This window comes from Dehalogenimonas sp. THU2 (assembly GCF_039749495.1).
Classification (GTDB): domain Bacteria; phylum Chloroflexota; class Dehalococcoidia; order Dehalococcoidales; family Dehalococcoidaceae; genus Dehalogenimonas.
In genome coordinates this window covers 135,874-156,832 of record NZ_JBDLLU010000004.1, presented here as the reverse complement: position 1 = coordinate 156,832, position 20,959 = coordinate 135,874, and the positions used below count along the sequence as shown (strand labels likewise).

Here is a 20,959-nt window from a genome sequence, read left to right as displayed (position 1 = left end):
GTCCGGGGCTTCGGCCACGGCCACACTGACAGCTATCGCCCCATATCAAACCCTCACCTGGGATGTGGAGAACAGGGTAGTGTCCATCACCGGCAACGGCGCCGATGCCCAGTACGTCTACGACGGCGATGGCAAACGGGTCAAGGAGATAGAGAACGGGGAGACCATCCTCTACATCAACCAGTACTATGAGAAGAACCTGACCACCGGGGTGTTTACTACCTACTACTATCTGGGAAGCAAGCTCGTTGCCGAACGCGAAGGCACAACTCTAAGTTTCCTTCACCAGGACAGCTTGAACAGCACTTCTTTAGTCACGGACAGCAGCGGGGGCTCTTTAGGCTCTACGACAACCTATCCTTACGGTGACACCCGCACTGGTTCAGTTCCAACGGACGAGAAATTCACCGGCCAGAGGTTAGACTCCACCGGGCTGTATTACTACAACGCCAGATACTATGACCCGGCTATTGGGCGGTTTATTAGTGCGGATACGGTGGTGCCCAGTTTTTCGAATCCCCAGGCTCTGAACCGATATTCCTATGTGTTCAACAATCCGCTCAAGTATATAGACCCTAGTGGTCACAAGCCTATTTACGATGCCGATGATCCCTGGACAGGGGCCGGGACCCAACCGTCGAATCCTCCAGGTGGCTCCCAACCTGATCCGGGTGATGATTTGCCGATTGCCCCTTCACAGTCGGTTACCCCGGAAGCGCCGCAGCCTGGTGGTAATAATCTTTCCTATACGATACTATGGGGATACTCTGAAAATGTTGGTTTGTTGATCACTTATAATCATACAAAAATTGTCGTTAAGCGCTCAGACGGCAAGCATTATATAATTGAAACCCACGGTGGTGGTCTCACCTTGGGTTTAGGTGGGACTTGGAATGTGTTTTCACCTGATCAACCATTAGATATAAATAGTATTGATAACTGGACGGCGGAAGCCTCTTTCGTCGTGACCCTTTTCGATACAGAAATGAAGGGGTCGTTAGGGTTATCTTCGCAAGGCCCTATAGGTGGACTAGGTCAAAATGATATTTATGTTGGGTTTGATTTGGGATTGTCAATTGATTTTGGTAAAACGTCAATAAAAGAAATTTCAAGTATCAATGCTTATGACGCCATGCCCGGTTGGGTCGAAACCGCATATAGGCGCGGAAGGGACAACGATTGGCCGTAATTATCAACAGAGGAAATGCTCATATGAAGTTAAATATCTTCGCTAGAATTGTGTTAGGTGTATTAAATCTATTGCCATTTATCCTGTTTTTGCTTCTATTGGTATTTGTGGGTGAAGGAGTGAGAGCCACAAGCCAATTCTGGGTAAACTTAGGGTATATCACATTCATTTCTATTCCAGTTATGGTTATTTTCAATATTGTTCACTTGTTAAATAATAGACATATCATGAATAAGAACCAAAAACGACTTTGGATATTTGGCCTGATAACTGGGAATTTTGGAATTAATCCTTTCTATTGGTATTTTCATATTTGGCGCGAACGTAAATACAATTATGAAATAATGCCTAATAATATCGCACAAGACCATGGAAATAATAAACTATGAACAAATTTTTCAAACTTATCCTCGGAATTGGGAGTGTTTTGCCCTCTATTCTTTTATCAACATTAATAGTTACTGTTGTAATAATGGCTATTGATCCATATGAAAACATCTTCATCATGGGGTTTTATTGGGTCACACTTATCACGATACCCCTTTTACTGATATTCTATATTATTGATGTACAAAATAATCCATCAATAGCCAAAGGTAATAAAACCATATGGACCATCATTCTCATTTTAGGTAATGCTGTAGTGTTCCCAATTTATTGGTTCATTTACATCTTACATAGGCCTAAGATCATTCCAGGTTAAAAATACTTAAAGCGCAATGTCACCTTAACAATTGAATTTCCAAACCCTCGAATGGGACGCCGAAAACCACCTGATCTCCATCAGCGACGGCACCGGCGTCATAGCCCAGTACGTCTATGACGGCAACGGCAAGCGGGTCAAGGAGATAAAGAACATGGAGGACACGGCTCGCCGTGTCCCTACACGACCCGGGAGAATATCGTCAGGAAAACCCATTTTGGACTAGAGCGCCCGTTTCCGGGTTTAACCGTGTCTGTCAGGTGACTCCATCGTTTCATAGGAATATATATTTCTAAAACCCGCCAAATCCCCTTGACAACCTACGAGTGACGGTATGGTATCATATGTTCTCCTTGGTCAAACCCCAGTCTGCCCTATGCCTGTTCGCCTCACTCCGTAGCGGTTCCAGGCAAGGCTGATAGTGGAAAACGGATTCGTTTCCTTCGTTTTCGCAAAGCATACGAATCAGGCAGCCCGGTTCCCCGCTGAAGCGTTGACCGTTGCCTGGCTGACTCGCACTGAGCGGAGCCGAAGTGTTCCCTGCTCTTTTAAAACTGAATAACGGGAATTGAATTCAAACAATTCCGAAACAATACCCCCCGGCGGCCTTTGGCAGCTTTGACCGGAGGATAATTGTTTTTTGATTCAATTATTGTTTTGGAACAATCTCACGATTGGACACCCGGGTGCCTAATCGTGAAAACGGAGATTGTTTCCAAAAAATGCATTGTGAAAAAACAAAAAACAATTCCGGGCGGCCTTCCTTCATTCTGCTCATAGCGGCATTGAGATCGTTTCGCCGTAGGCTCACGATGACGGTTGATTTATGTTGGGAAAGCCGCCGTGGAATCCGCGCAGGTGGCGATGAGATTGCCATCCATTCGACTTCGCTCAGGACAGGCTAAGCTTCGCTCCTCGCAAAGACGGTTAAGGGTTGGCTCCCGCTTCGTCGGGACAAGCACGATGACGGTTTGTGGGGGGGGGATAGGACCCTGAAAGAGAATGACAACCCGTAAATTACTATCCAAACGGCCAGTCAATTTCCCGCCAGATGCCGAGCGTATATCCTATAGCCAGGGTCTATGATGGGTCCGTAAACACCGGAAACCGTTCCGGTATATCACTGAACCGGGAGGATCATCATGGACGAGCATTTCGGGCACTGGTGGGCGGTTATCGCCTGGATCGTAACTTTCGGGCTGTTCCTGCTCTTCATTCCCTTTTATAAGAAAAGCCAGCGCAAACCGGCCAGTGTTTATCTGGCATTTGTCGTCGCCCTGGCACTGGAGATGTTTGGTGTGCCGCTGACGATGTATATCGTTTCCGGGGTTATCGGCGCCTCGCTGCCGGAGGGGGTGCTGTGTGGTCACACGCTCGTTTCCCTGATCGGCGAATGGGGCATGCTCGCCGGTATCTTCTGCTATCTCATCGGCATCGGGCTTATCGTCTGGGGCTGGCGCGACATCTACAAGCACTACTGGAGCAAGGAAGAAGGCAAGGGCGAACTGGTGGACAAGGGCCTGTACCGGTTCATCCGTCATCCGCAATACACCGGCTTCCTTCTGATCACCCTCGGCATGCTCCTGGAATGGGCCACCCTGCCGATGCTCGTCATGTGGCCGATGCTGGTGGTTCTCTACTACCGGCTGGCCAAACGGGAGGAGAAGGAGATGGAACTGCACTTCGGCGATCGTTATGTAGCATGCCGGCAGCGGACATCGATGTTCCTGCCTGTGGCTGCGGTTAAAAGGCTGTTCTCCGGCAAAAAGACCATGCCCGCCGCGGATATCAAAACCACCGATCCGGCACTTCGAGGACATACCGGGGCGGGCGGGTCTGAGACCCGCCCCTACAGCGAAACCCTCCAACAAGAACCGGTGAGGTTTTCGTAGCAAAGGCGGGGCAGGCATCCCTGACTGTTCTGGTACGGGCAAGACGCCCGGACTACCGCGGGGAATGCCTCCGAAGCCCCGCCCCTAGCATCCCCACCCCTCTTTGTAGCATAATATAGCTACTTCTCGATTATAAGAAAGGCCTCCTATGACTGAAAAAGTTGTCCTGGCATATTCCGGCGGTATCGATACTTCCGCGGCCATCCCGTGGCTGAAGGAACATTACGGCATGGACGTCATCGCCCTCACTATAGACGTGGGCAACGAGCGTGATTTCACCGTCATCCGCAATAAAGCGCTCAAGGTAGGCGCCATCGACGCTATCGTCATCGACGCCAAAAAAGAGTTCGTCAACGATTATATCTTCCCGGCGCTGGCAGCCGGCGCGCTGTATGAGAACGAGTACCCGCTGGCCACGGCGCTAGGCCGGCCGCTGATCGCCAAGCTGATGGTGGACGTGGCCCTGGAAAAGGGCGCCACCGCCATCGCCCACGGCTGCACCGGCAAGGGCAACGACCAGGTGCGCCTGGACGTGGCCACCGCCGCCCTGGCGCCGCACCTCAAGGTTATCGCCCCGGCGCGGGAATGGGGTATGACCCGGCAGGAAACCATTGAATACGCCAAAAAGTTCAAGATCCCCCTGCCGGTAACGGCCAAGAGCCCCTATTCCATTGACGAGAACCTGTGGGGCCGGTCCTGCGAGTGCGGCGTGCTGGAAGATCCATGGGTGGAGCCCCCAGCTGATGTTTTCGCCTGGACACGTGAGGTCAAGGACACGCCGGAGAAGCCGGCCTACGTCACCATCGGTTTCCGCAAGGGTGTGCCGGTGTCCTTGAACAACCACCGCATGGACGGCATCACTCTTATTTCTACATTGAACGAGATCGCCGGGGCGCACGGCATCGGCCGCATTGACCATGTGGAGAACCGGCTGGTCGGTATCAAATCCCATGAGATCTACGAGGCCCCGGCCGCCGTGGTGCTCCTCAAAGCCCACGCCGCCCTGGAGTCCCTGACCCTGGCCAAGGACCAGGCGCGGTTCAAGGCAAAGATCGCCCAGGAATACAGCGACCTGGTTTACAACGGTTTATGGTTCTCCGCCCACAAAGCCGACCTGGACGCCTACATCAAGAGCACCCAGACCTACGTCACCGGCACGGTCAGGCTCAAGCTGGAACGCGGCGGATTCCGGGTGGTGGGGCGCAAGTCCCCGTATTCCCTTTACGCTCACAACCTGGCCACCTACGAGACCGGAGATCAGTTCGACGCCTCGGCGGCGGTGGGGTTCATCAAGCTGTGGGGACTGCCGGTCAGGACGCAGGCGAGGGCACAATTCTTAAAAAAAGAAAACAAGTAAGGAAGAGTTGGTAGCCCCCTCACCTTTCATTCCTCTCCCCTCGTGGGGAGAGGAGAATAGGACAGAGGCGATAGTTCGACGATTGGGAGAATAAAACACTCGATGAGTCATGTGAGAAGCCGTTTCGACAAGCCCGCGGATGAACTGGTGATCAAGTATACCACGTCATTGCCATTCGACTCGCGGCTTTACCGTGAAGATATCCGCGGTTCCGTGGCTCATGCCAGAATGCTGGCGAAGCAGAGTATCATCGAATCGGCAGACGCCCTGGACATTATCAAAGGTCTTGTCGAGATCGAACTTGAGATCACCGACGGTAACTTCGCCTTCAAGCCGGAGATGGAAGACATCCACATGGCTGTCGAAGCCCGGTTAAAGGAGAAGATCGGAGAGGCGGGGGGTCGGCTGCATACCGCCCGGTCACGGAACGATCAGGTGGCCACCGACCTGCGGATGTATATGAAGGATGTCATCGCCGAGACAGATGCGTCGCTCAAAGAATTGCAGACCGCACTGGTCGAACTGGCTGAAAAGCATATCGACGTGGCTTTACCCGGCTACACCCACCTCCAGCCCGCCCAACCGGTACTGTTAGCCCATCATTACCTGGCCTATTTTGAGATGTTTCAGCGGGACCGGGAACGCCTCAGCGACTGCCTGAAGCGCACCGACGTTCTGCCGCTGGGCAGCGGGGCGCTGGCCGGCGTGGCTTACGACACCGACCGGGAATTCGTCGCCCGGGAACTGGGCTTCGCCGCCATCAGCCGCAACAGCCTGGACGCGGTATCCGACCGGGATTTCGTCGTCGAGTACCTGGCGGCGGCGGCGCTCGCCATGATGCACCTGTCCCGGCTAGCCGAGGAGACCATCATCTGGAGCGGCGCTGAGTTCGGTTTCATCGAGATCGACGACGCCTACGCTACCGGCTCATCGATAATGCCCCAGAAGAAAAACCCTGACGTGGCCGAACTGGGCCGCGGCAAGACCGGCCGGGTTTACGGCCACTTAATGGGGCTGCTGACGACACTGAAGGGGCTGCCGCTGGCCTACAATCGCGACCTCCAGGAAGACAAAGAAGGTCTTTTCGACGCCGTCGATACTCTCTTGCTGTCGCTAAAGGTCTTCGCAGGTATGATGCGGACTATAAAGGTCCGGCCGGAGAAAATGCTCAGGAGCGTCGATAAAAGCTACCTGCTGGCCACCGACCTGGCGGACTACCTGGTGAAAAAAGGGGAGAGCTTCCGGAACGCCCACGGAGTCGTCGGACGGCTGGTCAGCCACTGCGCCAAAGAGGGCAAAACCTTCCCGGAACTTTCCATCGAAGAGTACCGGGAATTCTCGCCGTTGTTCGGCAGCGATGTTTTCGAGATCACCGTGACTTCGTCGATCGACTCGAAAAACAACCCCGGAGGCACGGCGCGGCGGCGGGTGGCGGAAGCGCTTGCGACAGCCAAATCGTCGCTGGCCTGATCACAGACGAAGACCCACATAAAAAGAAAAACTACCGCCGAAATCGGCGGTAGTTTCTAAAACCAGTTTTCGAGATCCGTAAAGGGTTTATGCTGGTGTGCGGGCTAGTGTGCGGATGCAGCGGGTGCACAGAGACAGCCGGGTCGACTTGCCGTCCAAGAGAACCCGAACCGGATGACAATTGGGCTGGGAACGTTTGTTGGTAAGCCGGTGAGAATGGCTGACGTTATGGCCGTATTGAGGGGTTTTACCGCAATAATCGCATTTCATGACCTTGGATCGGGACTCCTTTGACTATTCGTTTGACGATAATATACAATCCATCGGTAAATATAGCACAACGGCCCCTTCGTGACAAATTGGTGAACTACAGCGCCGGCACCCGGTGCTCTTTTTGAGGTGTGAAATATGTCTGCTCAAACAACCATGACCGGTCAGGAGATGCGCGACATGCTCGCCGCCACCGCCGCCTGGCTTGAAAAAAGTGCTTCCGATATCGATGCCTTGAACGTGTTCCCGGTGCCCGACGGGGACTGCGGCACCAACATGCTGCTGACCCTCCGATCCGCCGTGGAAGAGTCCTACCGGGTCACCGTCAACAATGCCGGCGCCACAGCCGCCGCGGTGGCCAAAGGGGCGCTCATGGGCGCCCGCGGCAACTCCGGCGTCATATCCTCTCAGATCTGGCGCGGCGTCGCCCAGATCTTCAAAGACAAAGAGACGGTCTCAGCCGCCGACTGGGCAGATGCCTGGACGCAGGCGGTGGAAACGGCCTACAAGGGGCTCTCAAACCCTGTGGAAGGTACTATTCTGACCGTTCTCAAAGATGTAGCCGCCGCGGCCCGGACGGCCGCCGATAATGAAGCCTCGATCCCTCAACAAGTTGAGGCGGCCATGAACGCCGCCTCGGAGTCGGTGGCGCGGACGCCCAGTTTGCTGCCCACCCTGCGCGATGCCGGAGTGGTGGATGCCGGTGGACAGGGCCTCTTCACCATTTTAGAAGGCATGCTCCATTATCTTCGCGGAGAAACGGAGCAGATGCAGTTCAAGAAATCCCGGGTTATCGCCAGCACGGTGCCGGTGACGGCCAAATCAGCCCGGCTGTCAGCCACCGATGAGGAACCCTTCGGTTACTGCACCGAGTTCTTGCTCAAAGGCGAAGACCTTGATCCGGAGAAGATCCGCGCCCGCCTCAAGCGCAAGGGTGAGTCCCTGATCGTGGTCGGCGACAACACGACCATCCGCGTCCATATCCACGCCGTGGCCCCGGGCAGGGTGCTGAACTACGCCACCCGCCTGGGCACCGTGCATAAAGTCAGCATCCGCAATATGGATGAGCAACATGAGGATTTCCTGGCACTGCAGAAAGACCGCCAGCCCACTATGGACATTGCGATCGTGGCAATCGTGGCCGGCGACGGCTTCGCCGATGTTTTCTGTTCGCTCGGCGCCGCCACCACCGTTCCCGGCGGTCAGACGATGAACCCCTCCACCAAGGATATTTTACAGGCGGTGGAACACGCCGCCTCGGATAAGATCATCATCCTGCCCAACAACAACAATATCGTCCCGGCGGCGGAGCAGGTCAAGCACCTCACCGGCAAGACTATAGCCGTGATCGCCACGGAAACGTTGCCACAAGGTGTGGCGGCGCTGTTGGCCTTCGACTATGAGGCCGACTTCGAGACCAACGTCCAGCGTATGACCGACGCCGGGGCGGGCGCCCGTACTATCGAGATCACCCATGCCGTCCGAGACACCAAGATCAATAAACTGGTCATCAAGAAAAACCAGGCCATAGGCCTCCTCGACGGCCACCTGGCGGCGGTGAATGACGATTCGGACAAAGTACTCGCCGACCTCCTGGAAAAGACAAATCTTTCCAAGGTAGAGGTGATGACCCTATATTACGGGGCCGATACGACAGAGGATACGGCCAGGGCTCTGGCGGCCAGCCTCAACGCAAAATATCCTTCGGTGCAAATAGAAGTGGTCAACGGCGGTCAACCGCACTATGATTACATCGTTTCACTGGAATAATAGATTCCAAGATACAAGATACAAGACACAAGATACAAGATACAATTACCAAACAGAAACCAATAACCAAATTCGAATGACCAAACGTTTGGGTATTGGTGATTAGATTTTGGGATATGTTTGGTGCTTGTCTCTTGGTCATTGGTTATTGTAGAAGGAGACCATCATGACCGTCCGCATAGTCACCGACTCCACCTCGGATCTCACGCCGGCGCTGGCCAAAGAGTTCGGTATCAGCGTGGTGCCGCTTACCGTTTCTTTCGGACGTGAGTCTTTTCTCGATCGAGTTGATATCTCCACCGACGAGTTCTACAAGCGGCTGGCGACGCAGGACATCTTTCCCACCACCACCCAGCCCTCGCCCAACGCCTTTTTGAGCGTCTACAAAAAACTCAGCCGGGAAACCTCCGAGATACTGGTGATCGCCATCTCCAAAAAGCTCTCCGGGACCTATGACTCCGCCCTGGCGGCGGTGCAACTACTGGAGAGTCCCAAGTGCCGGGTGGAAGTGGTCAACTCCGAGACCACCGCCGCGGCGCTGGGACTGCTGGCCATCTGGGCAGCCAAACAGGCGGCCACGGGACTGTCGCTCGACGAACTCAAAAAAGAGGTCGAGAGCCGCGTCCCGGACACCCGCCCGGTCATGGCCTTCGATACCCTGAAATACCTGGCCAAGGGCGGCCGTATCGGCCGGGCGCAGGGGCTTGTCGGCTCCCTGCTCTCCATCAAGCCCGTGCTGACCATCAGGAACGGTGAAGTGGCGCCGCTCACCCGGGTCCGCTCCATGGCCGGGGGCATCGACGTGCTGTACAACTTCGCCGCCGATCACAAGAGCATCGACGAGATGGCGGTGGAGCACGCCACCACCCCGGACCTGGCCGACGCCCTGGTGGAACGGCTGGCCGCCCTGCATCCGGCGAACAAGATCTACCGCACCACGGTCAGCCCGGTGCTGGGCGCCTACATGGGCCCTAACGTGCTATCGGTATCGGTGCTGGGAAAAACTTAGCCTCCGAGCTTCGCACCCTGGCGCGACGGCGTCCGGGTTTTCGTGATTTTGATAAGCTATTATGTCAATTATAATCGTCACCGATTCAACCGCCGATATTCCGCCGGAGCTGGTGAAAAAGCTCGGCATTACCGTCGTGCCGGTGTACGTGCGCTTCGGCGAGGAAGTATTCCGGGACGGGATAGATATCTCCCAGGATGAGGTCTACCGGCGCATGCTTGTCGAAGGCGCTATTCCCGCCACCTCCCAGCCCTCCCCCAGCGACTTCGCGGAAGTGTATCACGAACTGCTCAAGAACGATGATGAAATTGTTTCCATTCATCTTTCGGGCAAGCTCTCCGGCACCTATAACTCGGCAATGAACGGGCGTGATCTAATCGCCGAGAAAAACCGCATAGTGGTGATAGATTCTATGTCCATTTCCATGGGCCTCGGGCTTAGTGTGATGGCCGCGGCGCGGCTAGCCCAGGCTGGCGCCGGAACGCAAGCAGTTATTCAATCGGTTAACGAAGCTCCCGCGGCAACGCGCATCGTCGCCGCTTTCGACACCCTGAAATACATCCTCCGTAGCGGGCGGCTGGGGGCGGCCAAATCCCTTATCGGTGGCATCCTGAACGTGAAACCGATGCTGACGCTGAGAGACGGAGCCTTCTGGCCAGCGGGTATCGCCCGCACCCGTAGCCGGGCGCTGGATAGCCTGGTGGAGATGGTAAGAAAAACGCCGGATGTCGAAGAAATCGCCATCGTCTACAATACCGTGCCGGAGGAAGCCCAAGGCCTGAGAGAGCGACTGAGTGAATTCGTCGACGCCAGCAGGCTCCACGTCTCACGCCTCGGTCCGGCTCTCGGCGCCCACGGTGGACCCGGCGCCATCATCGTGGCCTTCCGGCAAAACCTGTCCCCAATCCGTCACTGAACCGGCACCGGCCGTCGATTCGCGCCGCGGGCGACCTCATTCCGTGTTTAGAACGCCCCTTTTGAGTTATAATCTAAACGATGCCTCTTGCTTTAGATAAACTACGCGCCGTCGTCGCGCTTGAGCGTCAGAAACTTTTTCAGAACACCGCCGTCATCGGCGGGCTGGATAAGTTCCTGTCCAATTGGGCTGTCGAAGCCACGGCGGGAATAACTGATAAAAGCCGCCTGGCCAAATTCAAAAAATTCACGGCCTCTTTCAACTATGCGGCAGTGCCAATGGCGGAGCGCACCGCGGCTCTCGACAGGTTCGTTGCCGCTGCCGAAGCCCTCGAAGCACCTGATGTCACATCGACTCCGATAGTCGCCGAGGTATCTGACCCGGGGTATTCTGTGGCAGCATCGTCGCCAAAGAGATCCACGCCCAAACCCAAAATAACCGCCCCCCTTCGCCCCGGCTCCCTCGAACTCCCGGTCACCGCCTTCAAAGGCATCAACGATACCACCGCCGTCAAGTTTAAAAAACTCGGCATAGAGAACGTCCGCGACCTGCTGTACCACTTCCCCGCCAGGCACGTGGACTACTCCCGCACTAAGCGGATCGCCGATCTGTCGCCCGGCCCGGAGCAGACCATCGTCGCCAACATCTGGGAGGTGCGCCTGACCACCCCCGGCGGCCGCCGCTCCACCGAAACGGTGCTGGGCGATGAAACCGGCAACATCCGCGCCGTATGGTTCAATAATCACTTCCTGGCCAGGCAACTGCACACCGGCGACCGGCTGGTGATCTCCGGCAAAGTGACGGTCTTCAGGAACACGCTGGTCTTCGAATCCCCCGAGTGGGAGAAACTGGAAGACAAGGAACTGGTGCACACCGGGCGGCTGGCGCCGGTCTATCCGCTGACCGCCGGACTCTATCCGCGCGTCGTGCGCAAACTGATGAAAGAAGTGGTAGACGGCTTCGCCCCATCGCTGCCCGATTATCTCCCCGAGGAGATACGGCAAAGGCGAGGTCTCATCGACCTGCCGCAGGCCGTCACCCAAGCCCATTTCCCGTCTGACGAGGCATCGAAAGACGCCGCGAGGGTGCGCCTGGCCTTCGACGAATTATTCTTCTTGCAGCTCGGCGTGCTGGCCCGCAAGCGCGCCTGGCAATCATCCCAACCCGGCGCGGCCATACCCACCGACCAGGCGCTGCTCGATCGATTCCTTAGGTCGCTGCCTTTCCAGCTTACCAAAGCCCAGGAAAAATCGCTCAACGAGATACTCTCCGACCTGAACCGTACTGAGGCCATGAGCCGCCTGCTGCAAGGGGAAGTCGGTTCCGGTAAAACGGTGGTGGCCACCGCCGCCATCATTATGTCCATTGCCGCCGGGTTCCAGGCGGCCTTCATGGCGCCGACCGAGATACTGGCCGAGCAGCACTTCCGCTCCGTAACCCGCATGCTGGAACTGCTGGCGACTGAGACACAAGCGGGCGACAAGACGGTCAGCCACCTCGGCATCCTGCCCGACCGCCCGCTGACCGTCGCCCTGCTCATCGGCGACGCCAAGGAGTCCGGCAAGACGGTGACCCGCAACCGGGTGAAAGGCGGCGAGATTGACCTGGTCATCGGTACCCATGCCCTCATCCAGAAAGCAATGAAGTTCAAGAAGCTGGGACTGGCCGTCATCGACGAGCAGCACCGTTTCGGCGTGGAGCAGCGGCAGAACCTGCGGCAGAAGGGCACCAATCCGCATATCCTGGTCATGACGGCAACGCCGATACCAAGGACGCTGGCGCTGACCCTCTATGGCGACCTCGATCTCTCCGTCATCAACGAACTGCCCCCCGGCCGCCAGACCATCAAGACCCGGTGGCTCAAGCCGGAACAGCGGGGCAGCGCTTACAATTTCATCAGAAAACAGGTCGAACTGAAGCAACAGGCCTTCATCATCTGCCCGCTGGTCGAGGAATCGGAGACGGTCCAGGCCAGGGCGGCCATCGCTGAATATGAGTCACTGAAGCTGGAGACCTTCTCGCAGTACCGCCTGGGACTGCTGCACGGGCGCATGTCCGCCGCGGAGAAGGACTCCGTCATGGGCGCGTTCAGCGCCGGCACCCTCGACATACTCGTTTCGACACCGGTCATCGAAGTGGGCATCGACGTACCCAACGCCACGGTCATGCTCATAGAGTCCGCCGACCGCTTCGGATTGTCGCAGTTGCACCAGTTTCGGGGCCGGGTGGGGCGGGGCAAAGAACAGAGCTACTGCATGCTGCTAGCCGAAAACCCGTCAGAAGTGGCCAATGCCCGCCTGTCAGTCATCGAAAGCACCCAGGACGGTTTCATCCTAGCCGAAGAAGACCTGAAACTCCGCGGCCCCGGCGAATTCTTCGGCACCCGGCAAAGCGGCCTGCCGGATCTTAAAATGGCTAAGCTCTCCGATGTCCCGATTCTGGAAATGGCCCGCGAAGAAGCCACCCGCCTCTTTGCCGATGATCCGAAGCTGAAGAAACCGGAGCACCGGGCGCTGTACGAAGAACTCATCCGCGTCTGGCCGCAGACGGGGGAGTGGAGTTAGGGCTGTCCGGCGTTCGGAAGATACCTAAAAACATCTCAACTAAACCCGACTATGCTATAATCTAGCCTATTCAAACGACTCAAACTTGGAGTAGCCGACTTGAACGGAATTCTATCTGTTAAAAAAGTAATTATCGACCTTTTGGCCAAAGCCGCCGCACAGGCGCAGGAAGCCGGCAAACTGCCGGCCGTCAGCCTGCCACCCATCATCATCGAGCACCCCCAGAACACTGCCCACGGCGACTACGCCGCCTCCCTGCCCCTCAAAATGGCGCGTTCCACCGGCATGAAGCCCCTGGATATCGCCGCGGTGCTGGTTGAATTCATCCCGCGGATACCGGAGGTCAAGAGCGTCACCGTGGCGCCGCCCGGATTTATCAATTTCACTCTGTCCGATGCCTGGATCACCGAGCAGGTGGAAGCGGTTATCGAGTCAGGTGAATGCTACGGCAACATTGACACCGGTGCCGGAAAGAAAGTCCAGATAGAATACGTCTCCGCCAATCCCACCGGCCCCATCCACGTCGGTCACGGCCGCGGCGCCGTTCTGGGCAGCGCCCTGGCGGCAGCGCTAAAAGCGGCCGGCTTCGATGTTCAACAGGAATATTATGTCAATGACGCTGGCAACCAGGTCATGTCCTTCAAGCGGTCGCTGTATACCCGCTACCTGCAGCAGTTGGGCAAGGACGTTGAGATGCCGGCCGAGGGTTACTTCGGCCATTATATGAAAGACCTAGCCCGCGACATCCTGCAGGAAGAGGGGGAACGATTCCTCGACCTGCCGGAAGCCGAGGCGCTGGAACAACTGGGGTTGGTCGGTCTGAAAAAGATGTTGGATGTCATACGTCAGGACCTTTCAAGCCTGGGCGTCAGCTTCGACCGCTGGTTCTCCGAGCAGAGCCTGTACGATAGTGGTGAATACGACGCCGTTATCGAAATGCTTAACAAAGCGGGTTTTGTCGTGGAGAAGGAAGGCGCCGTGTGGTTCACCTCCACCGCCCTCGGCGAGAGCAAGGATAACGTCATCGTCCGCTCCGACGGCACGCCGACCTATTTCGCCTCGGACATCGCTTACCACTACGACAAGTTCGTCCGCCGCGGCTTCGATAAGGGCATCAACATCTGGGGCGCCGATCATCAGGGTCATATCTCCCGGATGAAGGCGGTGCTCCAGGCACTGGATATCGACCCGGCACGCCTCCACATCATCATCTCTCAGCTGGTGACGCTGCGCCGCGGCGAAGAGATGGTCCGGCTGTCCAAGCGCACCGGTGAGATCATCACCCTACGGGAAGTCCTCGACGAGGTCGGCGCCGACGCCTGCCGCTTCAATTTCCTGGCTCGCAGCGCCGATTCCCAGATGGACTTCGACCTGGAACTGGCCAAGAAACAGTCCGCGGAGAACCCAGTGTACTACGTCCAGTACGCCCACGCCCGAATCTGCTCCATCATCGGTCTGGCCCGCGACCGGCAGATCGATTACTCCGACGGTGACGTGACCAAACTGGTCGAACCGGCGGAACTGGAACTCCTGCGCAAGATGCTGCTTCTGCCGGAGATCATCGCCCAGGTGGCTGATACCATGGAACCGCACCACCTGGCCTATTACGCCCAGGTGCTGGCTACCGCCTTCCACTCCTTCTACAAAGACTGCCGCGTCGTCTCAGCGGACGAGTGCCTCAGCAAAGCCCGATTGAAACTCTCGGTGGCGGCTCGCACCGTACTCGCCAGGACGCTGCACCTGATGGGGATGTCTGCGCCGGAGTGTATGTAGCTTAATATACTCGCCCAGCTTCCCCTCTCCGTTGTAACGGATTCGGTTTAGGCGTACACTCTCCGGAGAGGTGTGCTATGAATGTCTTGGTTGTCTATGATTCCTGTTACGGCAATACAGAGGCTGTCGCTCGCGCTATCGGCGAGAGTATCAGCGCCAGGGTCCTTCGGGCAAGCGAAGCTAGCCGCGACGATGTGAGAACCTGTGACCTCCTCATCGTCGGCTCCCCGACCCAGGGCGGCCGCCCAACCAAACCGTTGCAGGCATTCATCGATGAAATACCCGATTCCGCCCTGGGTGGCATAACCGTCGCGACATTCGACACCCGTTTTTCAACTAAATGGGTTAAAATGTTCGGCTACGCCGCTGAAAGAATTGCCGCCAGTCTGCAGGATAAAGGCGCCAAACTGAAGTCACCGCCCGCCTGCTTTTTCGTGAATAGCGAAAAGGGTCCGCTCAAAGACGGTGAACTGAAGCGTGCCGGAGAATGGGCTAAAGAGCTAACCGGTGTGATTTGACATCATGTAGTTGTTCTAAAAGAAAAAGGGCTGGCAAATTCCAGCCCTTTTTCTTCTATTCGCTGCCGGTTAAGTCTTGACTCAGGCCAGCTTCCGTTCTTTCCTCATATCGATCGCCACGATGATCGTCGGTAAAACCACCAGACTCGACACAAGTGCGAAGCCGACGTTGATCATGGTCACCGCGCCGAAATCTGTCAGAATGGGGAAGTCACGGGCGAAGAGCAGCGCCCCGAAACCGCCGACCACTGTCAGACCGGAGGTGATGACCGCCCGGCCGATCTTGGTCATGGCGGTGGTCATGGCCACCGCCGGATTTTCACCCTTTTTCCGCTCCTCCTGGTAACGCATCATCATCAGGATGGTGAACTCCACGCCGATGCCGATGATCAGTGATCCCAATGTGGCGGTCAGGGCGGTGTATTTTATATCCCCAAGGTACATCACCACGCTCGACCAGCCGATGATCATGGCGATCGGCAGCGTGGCAATAAGCGCCCTCACCAGATTCAGCCTGAAAAGAACGAACAATCCCAGAAATACCAGGCCGATGCCGAGAAGCGTCATCTCGACCCGTCCTGACGTCAATGAGTTCATGAGTTCGATACCGATGACACCCTGACCGGTAACCGTGGCCGTCACCCCTGCAGGCGGCGAAGCCAGGTAACCTTCGACCACCGTCTTTAAAGCTTTGAGATCCTCGGTGTTGAGCCCCGGACCGGTGAGAACGGTGATGTTAGCCATCGATTTATCATCGGTCAACAGATTTGCCTTGAGGAGTTCCGGCACGAAACCTAGCATCTGATCGATGGCTTCCTGATTCGGCGGTATCTGGCCCTGGCCGATCTGGGCCACGGTATCGGCGATGCCGGTGACCCCCACCACCGGAATGACCGACTGGGTCAGCATTCCGCCCTGGGCTTCCAGCATCCAGGTGAGCACTTCCGGGCGGGTGACGTTGTCGGCTTTCACCAGTACATTGAACGCCGCGGAGCCGCCGGAAAGAGCTGCCAATTCGTTGAAGTCCTTCATCAACGGTAAGTCTTGAGATATATACTTATTTTCGTCGGTTTCCGTCTCGATACGGCTGTCCAACCCCACGCCAATGATGGTAAAGACGGCGGCAATGGAGATGATCAGCACCGGATTGCGGATGACCCATGGCGCCAGTTTCCCCAACCATCGTTCGACGATACCGGTTCGATTATCGACGATGACGGAATTCTTGCCCGCGGCAGCCTTGATGTGCTTGCGGCGGTCATGAGCATAGAGTACCGGAAGCAGTATAAAGAGCGACACCAGGTAGCAGGCGATGACGCCGATGATGAGAATAGTGCCGAATTGCCGGATCATCGGCACCGGAGAGAGGAACAGGGCGGCAAAACCCAGGCCGGCGGCGATAATGGCGATGAGAATGGCCGGGCCGATGTGGGTCACGGAGTCGATGATGGCTGCCGCCACCGTCTCCCCGCGACGGGCTTCTTCATCATAACGATTGTGGAACTGGACGGCGTAATCGACACCCAGACCGATGAGGATAGGCAGGATGGCCATAGTAACCATGGTGATCGGTATCGATATCCAGCCCATCATGCCGAAGGCGTAAACACTGCCGATAACGACCGCCCCCAGCGGCAGCCACCGCCAGACGAAGAAGCCGCGTACCGAAAAAACAACAGCCAGGATAATGAGCATCAATAGCATGGAGATACCAATCATGGTACTCATGCTTTTACTCATCAATGTCTGCATCTCGGCAAAGATAACCGATGCCCCGGTGACCGAGGCCTGAATGCCATCGAAGGAGACACCGCCGATAGATGTTTTGGCGGCATTGACCGTTTCGGTGACCTGCTCCGGCGTCACCCCACCCTCCATGGTGATGATGACGATGCCGAAGGTGTCGGAAGGGAAGAACGGCTTCATCTCTGAGCGCACGGCGCCGTTATCGAGGAGGATGGCTTCCAATGTAGCCTGATCCGGTGGCAACACCGCAGAGCCGGTCATCTGTGCCATTGCCTGCCTCAGGGCGAAACCGGGACCAACCACAGACAGCACACCGTCCGCGGCACTCATTTCCTGTTCAACCGTGTCCAGGGCAACGATATTATCCAGGTCGACCAGATTCGACAGGTTGTCCGCCCGCGCCAGGACGATGACCGATTCAGCACCGAAGTGTTCATTGAATTCCTGGAAATCCTGATAAACCTGGGAATCGGTGGACATCATCGTCTCGATGCCGGTAGCCCAGGTCAGCCGGGTTGCCCCGAACATGGCGCCGACCAGCAGCAAAACACTGAACATGATGACCAGTCCGCGCTGATCCTCGATGAAATGCCCCAAACGCTTAAAAATATTGTTCACTTACACCTCGCTTAGCTGAATAACGATATATCGTATAACGCCGCCGGGTGACTGTCAATCAAGCTCCGATAAATGCTGGTCCCAGCCTGTAAGATTGCCAATCTCAATATGACTTGAACAATCCTTCAACGAAAGCCTATAATAGCCCCAATTCGTTGAACCTCCGCTCAACAAGACCTGACAAGGAGTAATCGTGGAATATTTTTTGAATGAACTTCAAACCACCGTCCAGGACCTGGCCCGCACCATCGCCGAGGAAAAGGTTCTGCCGGTCCGCGCCGAGCTGGATGAAAAAGAGCAATTCCCCACCGAGATCATGAAGGAGATCGCCGCTTCCGGCCTGTTCGGCATCGCCATCCCGGAGGAACTAGGCGGCATCGGCGGCGGCGCCTTTGAGTTGTGCCTGGCTACCGAGCAGTTCGCCCGCGTCTGCGGCGGCGTGGCCGTGTCCTATGCCGCTAACTTTCTGGGTTCCGATATCCTCATCGACAACGGCTCGGCGGAACAGAAAGCCCGCTTCCTGCCGGATATCGCCTCCGGCGCCAAGCTTTGCGCTTTCGCCATCACCGAAGAGACCGCCGGCTCCGACGCAGGCGCAGTCAAGACCACCGCGGTCAAGACGGAAAACGGCTACCTAATTAACGGGAGCAAGCGTTTTATCACCAACGGCGGCGACGCCGACCTTTACACCCTTATCGTCCGAACCGAACCCGGTAAAAGCGCCCGCGGCCTTTCGGCCATTATCGTGGAAAAGGGCACGCCCGGTTTCAGCTTCGGCCGCAAGGAAAAGAAGATGGGCATCCGCGCCTCATCGACGCGGGAACTCCTTTTCGACGACTGTCTGGTGCCCTTTGAGAACCTTATCGGCAAAGAAGGCATGGGCTTCTTCTACGCCATGAAACTTTTTGAGAAATCCCGGCCGGGCATCGGCGCCCAGGCCGTCGGTATCGCCCAGGGCGCCTTCGAGGCGGCAATGGAGCACGCCAAGAACCGTGTCCAGTTCGGTGAGCCGGTTTTCAATTTCCAGGCCGTCCAGCACATGCTGGCCAATATGGCCATGGACATAGAGGCCGCCCGCGCCCTCATTTACGCCTCCGCCCGCACCGTCGATTCCGGCCTGCAGAAGAGCGCCAACATGGAATCTTCCATGAGCAAGGTGTACGCTTCTGATGTGGCTATGCGCGTCACTACCGATGCCATCCAGGTCATGGGCGGCGTGGGCTACATGCGGGATTATCCGGTGGAAAAGATGATGCGGGACGCCAAGATCACCCAGCTCTACGAGGGCACCAACCAGATCCTGCGCAACATTATTGCCGGAGAACTGCGCAAGCGGTATTAGGTTTTTCTGACGATCAAACAAAAGGGGCGGTTAAAACCGCCCCTTTTTTATTTCGCCGCCATTCACCAGTTTCCCCGAACCCACCCCAGACAACAAAAAAAGCCCCGTTCTTCGACGGAGCTGAAAACTGATAGCTGAAGGCTGACAGCTCGCTAGTAATTCACCGCCGGCACTTCCTCTGCATCGAACTCAGCGGTGATACCCGGTTCGCAATTATTCGTCGCCAGTCCCTCCAGAGCCAGCTTGTCCATCTCCAGTTGCACCGGTACCGGATAATCGCCAGTGAAGCAGGCCAGGCAGAAATTGTCTCTCGGCGCGCCCACAGCCCGGATAAGCCCCTCAACGCTGAGATAACCCAGCGAATCGGCACCGATGTAATCCTTGATTTCCGGGACGCTCATGCGCGCGGCAATCAGTTCACGCCGGGTGGCCATGTCCACCCCGAAAAAGCAGGGGTGGCAGATGGGCGGGGCGCAGACGCGCATGTGGACTTCTTTGGCCCCGGCGCGTTTCAACAGCTTGATCACCTGCGGCGTGGTCGTGCCGCGGACGATGGAGTCATCCACCAGGACGACCCGTTTGCCTTCCAGCACCGACTGAAGCGGGTTGAACTTGAGCTTCACTCCCAGGTCGCGGATGCGCTGGGTGGGTTCGATGAAGGTGCGTCCCATATAGCGGTTCTTGATCAGGCCTTCGGCCGGGGGAATGCCGCTGGCCAAGGCGTAACCCGCGCCCGCCGCCGTAGCCGAATCCGGTACACCGACCACCAGGTCCGCCTCAACCGGATGCTCCCGGGACAGTTCGGCGCCCATGGCCTGGCGGGCGGAGTAGAGAAGGCGGTTGTTCATAATGCTGTCGGGGCGGGCAAAATAGATATATTCAAAAATGCACAGGGCGCGCCGGCCGGAATCTTCTTTATAACTCTCGACGCCGTTGGCATCGATCCGGATGATCTCGCCGGGTTCTATCTCACGGACGAACTCGGCGCCGATATGCCCCAGCGCGCAGGTCTCCGATGCCACAACCCAGCCGCCATGGCCGATAGTCCCCAGGCACAGAGGTCGCACTCCAAGCGGGTCGCGCATGGCGTAAAGAGTGTCTTTGGTCAGGAGAGTGGCCGAATAAGCCCCGCGCAGCCGGCCCATGGCATGGCGGATGCGTTCGGTCAGTGTGGAGAACGGTGCGGACATGATGAGGTTGGCGATGACCTCGGAATCGGTACTGGTTCTGAAATGGTAGCCCAGCGCGTCCAGCTCCCGGCGCAACTCTTCGGCATTGGTGATGTTGCCGTTATGCGCCAGGGCGATCTGATTGTCCCCTTCGCCGACGATAAGCGGTTGTGCATTGTTGGAGCAGCTTGAACCGGCGGTGGAATAGCGATTGTGACCGATTGCGGTATGACCCTTGAGCGAGTTCAACGCATGCTCGGAAAATACCTGGGACACCAGACCCATACGGGCGTAATGATGGATGATGCGGCCGTCGGCGGTGGCGATGCCTGAAGATTCCTGACCGCGATGTTGAAGGGCGAAGAGGGCAAAGAAAGAGATCCGGGATACATCTTCGGCGGGGGCGTAGATACCGAAGACACCGCATTCCTCTCGCGGTGAATCACTCCTCGGGATTTTCAGCCCTGTCACTTAACTAATTATAGGTGAAGATACCCGTTTGGTCAATCGGACGGCCTTCCGCCAATTGATCTTAATACCGCCATGAGTAGCGTGCTACTCTTATAATCCTCCCCCAGCATCGTTTTTACACCCCCTATATTCGCGCTCTGTCGCCATCTCAATTCCGGCGCTTGATGGCGTGGGTTTGTGAC

General features: G+C 56.7%; 16 protein-coding genes. 13 read left to right on the top strand and 3 right to left on the bottom strand.

Annotated features, from left to right (window positions below; genetic code table 11):
* The 6 genes from ABFB09_RS03580 to argH all read left to right on the top strand — a co-directional run.
* Positions 1-1,189 (top strand): RHS repeat-associated core domain-containing protein (locus ABFB09_RS03580; RefSeq protein WP_346999929.1); only part of this gene is annotated, 1,189 nt, incomplete at its 5' end.
* A gap of 23 nt (positions 1,190-1,212) precedes the next feature.
* Positions 1,213-1,578: a hypothetical protein gene (locus ABFB09_RS03575; protein WP_346999927.1), complete on the top strand. Its 366-nt coding sequence runs from the start codon at positions 1,213-1,215 to the stop codon at positions 1,576-1,578.
* A 345-nt stretch (positions 1,579-1,923) separates the two neighbouring features.
* Positions 1,924-2,118 (top strand): RHS repeat domain-containing protein, encoded by a 195-nt coding sequence (locus tag ABFB09_RS03570; RefSeq protein ID WP_346999926.1) that lies wholly within the window; start codon positions 1,924-1,926, stop codon positions 2,116-2,118.
* A 916-nt stretch (positions 2,119-3,034) separates the two neighbouring features.
* The gene (locus ABFB09_RS03565) at positions 3,035-3,784 is read left to right on the top strand and encodes an isoprenylcysteine carboxylmethyltransferase family protein (RefSeq protein WP_346999925.1); all 750 of its coding nucleotides are present in this window, start codon (positions 3,035-3,037) and stop codon (positions 3,782-3,784) included.
* A gap of 148 nt (positions 3,785-3,932) precedes the next feature.
* A complete protein-coding gene (locus ABFB09_RS03560; RefSeq protein WP_346999924.1) occupies positions 3,933-5,141 on the top strand; it encodes an argininosuccinate synthase in 1,209 nt (402 codons plus the stop codon).
* Positions 5,142-5,243: 102 nt separating this feature from the next.
* Entirely contained in the window at positions 5,244-6,611 is a 1,368-nt protein-coding gene (gene argH, locus ABFB09_RS03555; RefSeq protein WP_346999923.1) for an argininosuccinate lyase, read from the top strand.
* An 87-nt stretch (positions 6,612-6,698) separates the two neighbouring features.
* Here the strand turns inward: argH and rpmB are convergent, their stop codons facing one another.
* Positions 6,699-6,881 (bottom strand): 50S ribosomal protein L28, encoded by a 183-nt coding sequence (gene rpmB, locus ABFB09_RS03550; RefSeq protein ID WP_346999922.1) that lies wholly within the window; start codon positions 6,879-6,881, stop codon positions 6,699-6,701.
* Positions 6,882-7,019: 138 nt separating this feature from the next.
* Between rpmB and ABFB09_RS03545 the strand changes: the two genes are divergently transcribed.
* The 6 genes from ABFB09_RS03545 to ABFB09_RS03520 all read left to right on the top strand — a co-directional run bounded on the left by ABFB09_RS03545 (position 7,020) and on the right by ABFB09_RS03520 (position 15,431).
* Positions 7,020-8,651 carry a DAK2 domain-containing protein gene (locus ABFB09_RS03545; protein ID WP_346999920.1) on the top strand — a complete coding sequence of 544 codons (1,632 nt, stop codon included), beginning with the start codon at positions 7,020-7,022 and terminating at the stop codon, positions 8,649-8,651.
* A 166-nt stretch (positions 8,652-8,817) separates the two neighbouring features.
* Entirely contained in the window at positions 8,818-9,660 is an 843-nt protein-coding gene (locus tag ABFB09_RS03540; protein WP_346999918.1) for a DegV family protein, read from the top strand.
* A 61-nt stretch (positions 9,661-9,721) separates the two neighbouring features.
* Positions 9,722-10,576 carry a DegV family protein gene (locus tag ABFB09_RS03535; protein ID WP_346999917.1) on the top strand — a complete coding sequence of 285 codons (855 nt, stop codon included), beginning with the start codon at positions 9,722-9,724 and terminating at the stop codon, positions 10,574-10,576.
* 80 nt (positions 10,577-10,656) lie between these two features.
* The gene (recG, locus tag ABFB09_RS03530; RefSeq protein ID WP_346999916.1) at positions 10,657-13,140 is read left to right on the top strand and encodes an ATP-dependent DNA helicase RecG; all 2,484 of its coding nucleotides are present in this window, start codon (positions 10,657-10,659) and stop codon (positions 13,138-13,140) included.
* A 99-nt stretch (positions 13,141-13,239) separates the two neighbouring features.
* Positions 13,240-14,913 carry an arginine--tRNA ligase gene (gene argS, locus ABFB09_RS03525; RefSeq protein WP_346999914.1) on the top strand — a complete coding sequence of 558 codons (1,674 nt, stop codon included), beginning with the start codon at positions 13,240-13,242 and terminating at the stop codon, positions 14,911-14,913.
* Between the two features lie 77 nt (positions 14,914-14,990).
* Positions 14,991-15,431: a flavodoxin family protein gene (locus ABFB09_RS03520; RefSeq protein ID WP_346999913.1), complete on the top strand. Its 441-nt coding sequence runs from the start codon at positions 14,991-14,993 to the stop codon at positions 15,429-15,431.
* Positions 15,432-15,512: 81 nt separating this feature from the next.
* On the opposite strand, the gene ABFB09_RS03515 is transcribed toward ABFB09_RS03520, so the two are convergent.
* Positions 15,513-17,795, bottom strand: coding sequence for a hydrophobe/amphiphile efflux-3 (HAE3) family transporter (locus tag ABFB09_RS03515; RefSeq protein ID WP_346999911.1), 2,283 nt, complete (start codon positions 17,793-17,795; stop codon positions 15,513-15,515).
* Between the two features lie 193 nt (positions 17,796-17,988).
* Here ABFB09_RS03515 and ABFB09_RS03510 point away from each other — a divergent pair, with 193 nt between their 5' ends.
* A complete protein-coding gene (locus ABFB09_RS03510) occupies positions 17,989-19,137 on the top strand; it encodes an acyl-CoA dehydrogenase family protein (protein WP_346999909.1) in 1,149 nt (382 codons plus the stop codon).
* 152 nt (positions 19,138-19,289) lie between these two features.
* Here ABFB09_RS03510 and purF read toward each other — a convergent pair whose 3' ends face one another.
* Entirely contained in the window at positions 19,290-20,777 is a 1,488-nt protein-coding gene (purF, locus tag ABFB09_RS03505; protein ID WP_346999907.1) for an amidophosphoribosyltransferase, read from the bottom strand.
* Positions 20,778-20,959 lie beyond the last annotated feature (182 nt).